The sequence below is a fragment of the Nonomuraea solani genome (assembly GCF_900108335.1).
GTDB classification, from domain to species: Bacteria; Actinomycetota; Actinomycetes; order Streptosporangiales; family Streptosporangiaceae; genus Nonomuraea; species Nonomuraea solani.
The window spans coordinates 1-9,086 of record NZ_FNVT01000059.1; the positions used below are offsets into that span (position 1 = coordinate 1).

At 68.8% G+C, this 9,086-nt stretch carries 7 protein-coding genes; 3 read left to right on the forward strand and 4 right to left on the reverse strand.

Going from position 1 to position 9,086, the window contains the following annotated elements:
* Positions 1-648 (forward strand): tachylectin-related carbohydrate-binding protein (locus tag C4V41_RS60265; protein ID WP_235031106.1); only part of this gene is annotated, 648 nt, incomplete at its 5' end.
* Positions 649-1,514: 866 nt separating this feature from the next.
* Here C4V41_RS60265 and C4V41_RS60280 read toward each other — a convergent pair.
* Both C4V41_RS60280 and C4V41_RS60285 read right to left on the reverse strand, forming a co-directional pair.
* Positions 1,515-2,591, reverse strand: a complete 1,077-nt coding sequence (locus tag C4V41_RS60280) for an RICIN domain-containing protein (protein WP_235031107.1) — start codon at positions 2,589-2,591, stop codon at positions 1,515-1,517.
* A gap of 619 nt (positions 2,592-3,210) precedes the next feature.
* Entirely contained in the window at positions 3,211-3,981 is a 771-nt protein-coding gene (locus tag C4V41_RS60285; RefSeq protein ID WP_268808999.1) for a FadR/GntR family transcriptional regulator, read from the reverse strand.
* A 161-nt stretch (positions 3,982-4,142) separates the two neighbouring features.
* Here C4V41_RS60285 and C4V41_RS60290 point away from each other — a divergent pair, with 161 nt between their 5' ends.
* Positions 4,143-4,430: a hypothetical protein gene (locus C4V41_RS60290; protein WP_103964991.1), complete on the forward strand. Its 288-nt coding sequence runs from the start codon at positions 4,143-4,145 to the stop codon at positions 4,428-4,430.
* 35 nt (positions 4,431-4,465) lie between these two features.
* On the opposite strand, the gene C4V41_RS60295 is transcribed toward C4V41_RS60290, so the two are convergent.
* Positions 4,466-5,206: a FadR/GntR family transcriptional regulator gene (locus tag C4V41_RS60295; RefSeq protein ID WP_103964992.1), complete on the reverse strand. Its 741-nt coding sequence runs from the start codon at positions 5,204-5,206 to the stop codon at positions 4,466-4,468.
* A 271-nt stretch (positions 5,207-5,477) separates the two neighbouring features.
* Here C4V41_RS60295 and C4V41_RS65185 point away from each other — a divergent pair, with 271 nt between their 5' ends.
* A complete protein-coding gene (locus tag C4V41_RS65185) occupies positions 5,478-7,838 on the forward strand; it encodes a ricin-type beta-trefoil lectin domain protein (RefSeq protein ID WP_235031108.1) in 2,361 nt (786 codons plus the stop codon).
* 5 nt (positions 7,839-7,843) lie between these two features.
* Here C4V41_RS65185 and C4V41_RS60305 read toward each other — a convergent pair whose 3' ends face one another.
* Entirely contained in the window at positions 7,844-8,860 is a 1,017-nt protein-coding gene (locus C4V41_RS60305) for a LacI family DNA-binding transcriptional regulator (RefSeq protein WP_103964993.1), read from the reverse strand.
* Positions 8,861-9,086 lie beyond the last annotated feature (226 nt).

Below are 9,086 nucleotides of genomic sequence, written 5' to 3' on the forward strand. Positions count from 1 at the left end.
AAGCGAACCCGTGGCGCCGAGGTTTCGACCGCCACCTTGGGGTTCAAGCCCAAGGCGATGGCCACGCTCGACTACAACACCCTGCTGGTCACCGAGGACAACTCCGGCGGCAAGCTGTATCGGGTCGACATCATCTCCAACCGAGACACCGTCACTTTCCAACCACCGATACTGCTCGGCACCGGCTACACCCACGAGTTGCTGGCCTATGACGGCAAGAGCCACCTGTACGGCATCGCCAACGGTGTGCTCCGCCGCTACAACCTCACCAAAACCAAGCCCATCCTGGCCGACATCACCGGCAACACCCTCATCGGCAGCGGCTTCGCCCTGAAGACGCTCACGACGACCGGGCCGGACTGGATCCTGGGCACCACCACCGCCGGACAACTGATCTCCTACAAGATCAACGGCGCCGACTCCTGGCAGCGCTACCAGTTGCGCGACGCCACCTGGCAAGTCTTCGACCACCTGATCTCACCCGGCGGAGGCGTCTACTACGGCCACCGCCCCGAGGGATCCCTGCACGGCTACGTCGACGCCAACCCCTACGACGGCCGAGACGACGACCTCAGCGGCCAAGGCGCCATCGACCCCGACGGCTGGACCCAGACCCTCCTGTCCGCCCAACCGGGAACTGTCACCTGAGAAACGCCCTGATGGGCCCCGGCGCCGACCGGGGTCCATCAGGGGGTGTGTCCAGTCTGCGACAGAGCCGGTGACCGTACGGTCCCCTGTAATCGGCAGTGATGAAAGCTCCGGTTCGGGATGTCTTCGCACCGGCGGGAATGGGGTGCCCGTCGTCAAGCTCGGGCACGTCCACAACCGTCCCGATGCCGACGCTCTCTTCGGTGACACGCTTGCCGCGATGTTCTCCGGGGCCGTTCACGGCATCGCGCACGTCGAGGTGGAAACCCACAACCTCGCGGTCCCCGGCCGGGCGAAGGGGGCGCGCCTACATGGCCGGCCGGGTGGCCCGTGCGCAGGCGGAACCGGGCGACGACACGCTCGGCATGCTGTTGCGCCGGCTGTCCATCGTGCAGCCGCTACCGCCCCGCACGACCACGACGGAGGTGGAGGTCGTGGGCACGCCACCCCGCGGGCTCGCTGGTAATCCGCTCCCTTCCCGCCGCCAACCGCGACCGCGCCTTCATCGGCAACCCCGACACCTTCGACATCCCCCGCGGCGCCGCCGGCCATGTCGCCTTCGGCCACGGTGTGCGCCACGGTGTCAGGGCGCCGCTGGCGCGGATGGAGATGCGCATCGCCTTGCCGGCCCGTGCTGCGGCGCTTCCCCGGCCTCGCGCCGGCCGGCCCGGAGGAGCAGGTCGATTTCCGGGTCTTCAGCGCCGTGCACGGCTTGAACTCACTGCCTGGTGAGCGGGCGGCCGCCCGCTCACCAGCAACCTCCTGATCGACCTCGGCGTCACCTCGTCTGGCGACGCCGGGCTCCTGAACGTCGCCGGGGCGATGGTGCGCCCCGGCGACGGTGCGTCGTCAGTTGTCAACAGCGGTCAGGTGCGGGTCCAGCGCTGGTTGCCGCCGCCATGGCAGGTCCAGATCTGCACCCTGGTGCCGTTGGCGGTGCCGTTCCCGGACACGTCCAGGCACTTGTTCGCCCCCACCGCCGTGAGGGTGCCGTCCGTGTTGAGGCGCCACTTCTGGTTGTTCTGCCCGTTGCAGTCCCAGATGATCACCGAGGTGCCGTCCGTCGTCCCGGCCCCGTTCACGTCCAGGCACTTGCCACCGTAGACCCGCAGCTCACCAGAGCCGGTGGCGGTCCACTGCTGGCCGGCCTGCCCGTTGCAGTCCCAGATCTGCGTCTGCGCGCCGTTGGCCTGTGAGCCGCCGCTGACGTTCAGGCACCGGCCCGACCCCACACCTCGCAGCGCGCCCGCCGGGGGCTCTGGGTTGCCGCCGCCGAACTGTTTGAAGAAGTCCCACACCACCGGCCTGGTCCAGGAGTTCTCGCCGGGTTCGAAGTCGCCGGGCCTTCCGTCCACGGGGCCGGGAGTGTGGCCCGCGTCGAACGCAGCCCAGGCGACCGGATACCCGGTCCGGCAACCCGAGTAGTGGGTGACGACGTGCGTCAGGCTGCCCTGCGCGGGCTCCGGCGGGTTCTGGGGCGTGCAGCCGTTGTTCCTGACGAACCTGTCACGGAGCGACCGGCCCGCGGAGATGTTGAGCACCGGGTCCCTGAGGCCGTGCAGTCCGATGTACGCGACGGGCTCCGAGCCGCCGCTGCACCCGCTGAGCTGCCCTCCGGCGTAGACCGCGACCGCGCGGAAGACCATCGCCCGGGCGCACGCCAGCGCATAACTCATGCCGCCGCCGTAGCTGAAGCCGAGAGCGAAGCGCTGGGAGGTATCCACACAGAGGTCCGCCTCGATTCGCCGGATCATGTCGTCGACAAAGGTGATGTCCTCGCCGCCGGAGTTGGCCCAGCCGTTGTTGAGGCCCTGAGGGGCGACGAAGATCGCGGTGTTGTTCGACAGCGCTCTGAGCCCGTAGTAGGACCAGGGATATCCACTGGTTCCGCCCGAGTCGACGTCGTTGCCGGTGCCGCCGTTCCAGTGGAACCCGAAAATCAATCGGTAGGGGGTGGAGTTCTGGTAGTTGTCGGGAATTCGCAGAATGAAGCCGCGATTTTTCCCGCTGCTCGTGATCGACTGTGGACCGCTTCTCAGCGTCGGGGTCTTTCCACATCCCGCGGTGGGCCCGAGGGCGCTCCGTTTCGCTGCCGATGCGGCCGATGCGGTCGCGCTGTCCCCCAGTGCCGTCTGTGCCGTGGGCAGGACGATGAGCAGCGCCGTGAATGCGATAGCGGTGAAAAGGGATTTAAGCCTCGACATCACGAGAATTCCTTTGCCGTTGACTCAGTGAATTACCGGATCGACGCGGCGCGCCGCGTTCTGGCGATCGGAAAACCGCCGGTCCGGCGCGCGTCGGCCGGCCGGTCGAATACCAAGTGTTAGCGCTAACCTGCACGCCGCCCAAAGCGGGTCTCCTTTCTTCCGGGCGACGGTGCAGCGGAGCAAATATGACCGTGACAAGACCTGTCAAGGGCCGGGCCCGCCGGCGTCGGCGGCCCTTCGCCCGGCCCGGTCCGTCGCTCCCGCATCTGACCAGCCGAAGGCATCGGGTCCACCATCGACGGGCCGCGATGAAACTTTCACCGTCCTCCCGAGGGCCGGCCCGCCGTGAGGCGTGTTAACGCCGCAGCCGGACGGGATCGGCCGTTCCGCTGCGGCGCACGATCCAGGCCTCGGTGATGTGGTTGAACATCGCCTCGGCGGCGCCCTCGGGATCGCGGGCGGCGATGCGCTCGTAGATGCGGCGATGGCCGAGGTTCGAGGCCACGCACAAGGCCCGTTCGGTCCGGCCCAGGTAGCGGGCGGTGTTGACGACCTGGCCTTCCAGCGACCGTACGACGCCACGAGCGATGCGGTTGCCCGACACTTGCATGATCGTGTCGTGGAAGGCGCGGTCGCTGTCCGCGTATGTGACCGGGTCGTCCACGAGCTCGTCCATCCGATCCACCAGCGCGCGCAGCCGCTCGTGGGTCTCCGGTCCGGCCAGGCGGGCGGCGACGTTCGCCATGTCGGACTCCAGCACGCGCCGCGTGACGACGAGGTCGTCGAGGATCGCCAGGCTCTCGTCCCCGGCGATGGTCGCGGTGAGGACGAGTTCGTCGAGCATGTCCCACGTCGCCGGCGGGGTCACCATGGTGCCAGAGCCCTGGCGAACCTGTACCAGCCCCTTCTCCTGCAGGATCTTCACCGCTTCCCGCACGACGGTGCGGCTCACGGAGAAGGCCTCGCACAGCGCGGGCTCGGGGGGCAACGCCGTTCCCGGTGGGTGTACACCACGAACGATGCGCTCCACCAACTCGGCTGTCACCGCTCTGGCGAGACTCGCCGGGCGTCGTGCCCAGGCCGGTGGCGGCGGGACACTGCCGGGCGTTCCTCGCGATGCCGTCATATCGCCTCCGGTGGCCTGGCAAGTGACAGCGTCACCGCGTCACTATACGGGGGGCCTCTTGCCGTGATACGTCATACGAATTACGTTTACCGGCAGTCGGCCGGATCCGACGGCCGCTCCCGGAAAGCGGGCAGCAATGAAGCCGAGCGTTATGGTCGGCCTTGATCGTCGCGGCGCTGGCCGTGGCCGGCTGCGGGAGCGCGACCCGGACGGAGGCCCCGTCCGGAGACTCACAGCAGAAACAGCGCAAGCTCGTCGTCTGGGACTGGAAGTCCGGTGAACCGGCCGCCGCCGCCTACATCGCGAAGGCGAAGGCGGGCTTCGCCAACGGGTTCGTCCACCGGCCGGACACCAGGGCGGCCGAGGGCCCCCACATCCGGCCGGAGCGCGCCGGGCGACACCTGCTGGGGGTGACCGGCCACTCCTCCGCGACGCGGTCCGTGGGATGAGCCGAAGCCCTACTCCGCCCGCACCCGTGCCCGGATCAGTGGGACGAGAAGAAGAGGCGCTGCTGGATCTCCCTGCGATAGTCGTCAAGGGTGTTGTCGATGTGCGTGGCCGCGGCCTGAGCAGCCGCTTCGGGGTCGCCGGCGCGGATGGCCCGGTAGATGGCGTCGTGCTCCTCGACGGCCTTGGCGGCGTGCCCGCCCACCGATCCGCGCAGCCCGATGAGGCTCGACTGTGCCTGCAGCCTGCGGGCCTCCCGCACGGCGACCTGGAGGAACATGTTGTGCGAGGCGGTGGCGACGGCGGTGTGGAAGGCGTCGTCACCCTCGTTGAACAGTTCCTCGCGTCCGGTGTCGAAGCCGTGACGGCACACGCCGGCCGCTTCCTCGATGGCCCTCAGCTCGGCGGGGGTGGCGCGGCGGGCGGCCAGCCGGCTGGTCTCCATCTCCTGCGCCCGGCGGAACTCGAACAGCATGTAGACGTGGTCGAGGTCGGCCGGGAGAAAGAAGGGCCTCCAGCGGCCGGTCCCGAACATCCCCTCGTCGTCGGCCACGTACAGGCCGCGGCCCTTCTGGGCGCGTACGCGACCGAGCGCGGAGAGTATCTTCACCGCCTCGCGTACCACCGTGCGGCTGGTGCCCAGTTGCTGGGCCAGCTCGTTCTCGGTCGGCATGCGGTCACCCGGACGCAGGCCGAGCCGGACGATCAATTCCAGTACCTGCTCGGCGGCCACCTCGTAGCCCGGCCGGTATCCGCTCTCACGCGGGGTGTCGGTCACCGTGCGTCCTCCTCGCCGTTCCCCAGCAAGAGTATGACTGATGAGCGGCCGTAAAATGAGTACGACACATATGAACGGTTCATTGGGAAAGGGCGGACATGGCCGTGTGCGGTGCCAGGCATAAGCGCAGGCTAAAGCCTTAAATGGCGACCACGGCCGAACTTCCGATGTGCGAATCACGAAATAAGTAGGCTTAAAGCCTTGACGGGCATCCAAGCTCCTCAGGTAATTGGTAGCAAGGCCGGCGCCCCTACCCCCCGAAGGAACGACTGTGCCATTACCTTCGCCCGTCACGATCCTGATCGGCATCGTCACCGCCGCGCTGACCGCGGCGTCCGCCCCCGCCTCCTTCGCCCTCGCGGCCACCACGACCCTGTACGCGTCACCCACCGGCACCGGCACCGCCTGCACCTCCACCCAGCCGTGCTCGCTGGCCGCGGCGCAGACGGCGGTACGTTCGCTGAACACCGGGATGTCCGGTGACATCGTCGTTGAGCTGGCCGGCGGGGTCTATCGGCTGTCCGCGCCGCTCCGGCTGTCCGCCGCCGACTCCGGCAACAACGGTTACACCGTCAGATGGCAGGCCGCCGCCGGGGCGGCCGCGGTCATCAGCGGAGCCAGGGCGGTCACCGGATGGACCGTGGCCGACTCGGGAAAGAACATCTGGCGTGCCAACGTCGGCGCCGGGATCGACCCGCGGCAACTGTACGTCGACGGCGCGCTTGCCACCCGGGCGCGTACCGCCGTCAACCGGTCAGACTTCACCGCGAGCAGCGCCGGGATGAGGTTCACCAGCGGCGCACTGAGCTACCTGAACAACCTCGCCGACCAGAGCCGGGTCGAGATGGAGAGCATCGGCTCCTTCACCGACCGGTACGCGCCGGTGCAGAGCATCAGCGGCAACCTCATCACGATGCGGCAGCCCGCCTGGAACAACAACAACTTCGGGTACGACACCTTCACCAGCCCGCACCGGGCGGGGCCGCTCTACCTGGCGAACGCCTACGAGTTCCTCGACTCGCCGGGGGAGTGGTACCTCAACCCCGCGACCGGCGTGCTGTCCTACATCCCGCTCGCCGGGCAGAACCTGGCCAACGTCAGCGTGGAGCTGCCGGTGCTCCAGTCGCTGGTGCACGTGGGGGGAACCTACGACGCGCCCGCGCACCACATCACGTTCGGCGGGATCACCTTCACCGGCACGAGTTGGCTCGGTCCCAGCGGCAACCAGGGCTACGCGGACCAACAGACCGGCGCCTACATGGCGGGAAACTGGGACTGGCCCGCCTTCACCTCCTGTCACCAGGGCTGCCGGCAGTTCGAGGCGACCCGGCCGAACTGGTCCCAGATGCCCGCCGCCGTGCAGGTCTCCGCGGCCAACACCGTCACCTTCACCGACTCGCGCTTCGTCAACCTGGGACAGACGGCCATCGGCATCGGCAACGACGCCAACGCGCACACTGGCGGCGTCGGCCTGGGCGCCGCCGACATCACGGTCACCCGTTCGGAGATCGCCCGCAGCTCGGCCGGCGGCATCGTGGTCGGCGGCGTGCGCGCCGACGCGCACCACCCCAGTGACCAGCGGATGGTCAACCGGAACATCACCGTCAGCAACAACCGCATCCACGACCTCGGCCTGGACCACAGAGGCATCGTCTCGGTCCTGACCACCTACGTCACCGGCACCAACGTGTCCCACAACGAGGTCTACAACCTGCCGTACACCGGCATGTCGATCGGGTACGGCTGGGGCGCCAACGAGCCGGGCGGCAGCACCCACTACGCCGACCGCGGCCTGTACGATTTCCAGCCGCGCTACACCACGCCCACCACCGCCTCCGGCAACCGGGTCATCGGCAACTACGTGCACGACGTCATGCGGCAGATGACTGACGGCGGCTGCATCTACACGCTGTCGTGGAACCCGGGCGCGGTGATCAGCGACAACCACTGCCTGCGCACCAACGGCTGGTTCGGCATCTACTTCGACGAGGGCTCCAGGTACTACACCGTCAGGAACAACGTGCTCTCGAACACCGGCACCTGGGCCACCGCCAACTACTGGTTCGGCGAGAACATGGGCAACTTCACCGTCACCGGCAACTGGTCGACCAACGGCAGCACCAACGTGACCAACGGCGATCGCGGCAATGTGGTGAACAACAACGTCACCGTCACGGGCGGCGCCTGGCCGGCGGGCGCCCAGGCCGTGATCGCGTCCGCCGGGCCCCAGGGCCAGCCTCCGGCGAACACGGGCGCGTTCAAGGGCGTCGGGTCGGGACGGTGCCTGGACGTCAGCGGCGGTTCGCAGGCCGACGGCGCGCCGGCGCAGATCTGGGACTGTAACGGGCGGGTGAACCAGCAGTGGACCTCGACCAGCGCCGGTGAGCTGCGGGTCTACGGCGGCAAGTGCCTGGACGTGAACGGCGCCGGGACGGCGGACGGCACCGCGGTGATCATCTGGACCTGCAACGGCCAGAACAACCAGAAGTGGCGCCTCAATGCCGACGGCGGCATCACCGCCGTCGCAGCGAACAAGTGCCTGAACGTCAGCGGCGCCGGCACCACCAACGGCACCAAGGTGCAGATCTGGGCGTGCAACGGCCAGAACAGCCAGAAGTGGAGCCGCGTCTGAAGCTCTCAGGCGGGCGGGGGAGGCGCGGTGCTCTCGCGTACGACGAGTTCGGTGGCCAGTTCGACGCGGCTCTGTGGCAGTGGCTCACCTTGGGCCAGGGTCAGCAGCATTGAGGTCGCCGCGGCGGCCATCTTGGTGAAGGGCTGGCGGATGGTGGTCAGCGGTGGGATGGTCCACCGCACCGACGGCATGTCGTCGAAGCCGACCACGCTGAGATCGTCCGGGATGCGCAGCCCGAGCCGATGGGCCGCGTGGTAGACGCCGATGGCCTGGCCGTCGTTCGTGGCGAAGATCGCGGTTGGCCGGTGGGGCAGGCGCAGCAAACGGTGTGCCTCGGCCAGGCCGCCCTCGATGAAGAAGTCGCCCCGGCCGATCAGCTCCGGGTCGATGGGCACGCCCGCCATGTCGAGGGCGGTGCGGTAGCCGTCGAGGCGGGCCCGGCTGGACAGCGCGGCGTCGGGCCCGGTGATGATGGCGATGCGGCGATGCCCGAGTTCCAGGAGGTGGCGGGTGGCGGTGAGCCCGCCGTTCCAGTTGCCGGCGCCGACCGAGGGGACACTCTTGCCGGGAACGTCGGCCGGATCCAGCAGGACCAGCGGGATCCCCCCGCGGGCGAGCCGTTCGTGCTGGGTCTCGGTCAGGCCGGAGAACACCGCGATCACGCCGCTCGGGCGGCGCCGCAGCACCTTCTCCAGCCAGGCGTCTGCGGCGGTGTGGTCGCGGTGCAGGTCCGAGATCCCGACCGTGAGATCGTGCTCACACGCGACCTCTGCCACCCCTTTGGTGATCTCGACGGGATAGTCGCCCTCCAACGCGTGGAAGACCAGCTCCACCAGGGCCGTCGGAGTGGAGCGGCGGCGCTGTCGCCGATAGCCGTGCCGGCGGATGAGCTCCTCCACGGCGGCGCGGGTCTCGGACGAGACCTCGGAACGGCCGTTCACGACCTTGGAGACCGTCGCGGTGGAAACCCCGGCCAGCTCGGCGAGCTGAGCGAGGGTGAGAGGGGACGGCTCCGCGGTCATGGCGGCAGTCTAGCCACGGAGAGCGGGGAGACAGGGGGTGCCGTCTCGCCAAGATCAAACTTCCTGGGCGCGCTCAAGACCTCCGCCCGCTCCTTCCGTTGACGGAGGCGGCCCGGGCTGCCGGGCCGCCTGTCAGGCCGTCAGCGTTGCAGGGTCAGCAGGCCCGGCCGGTAGGGCAGGAGGCCGTAGTCGCCGCCGGAGTTGGGGCTGCGGCCTTGGTAGAGCA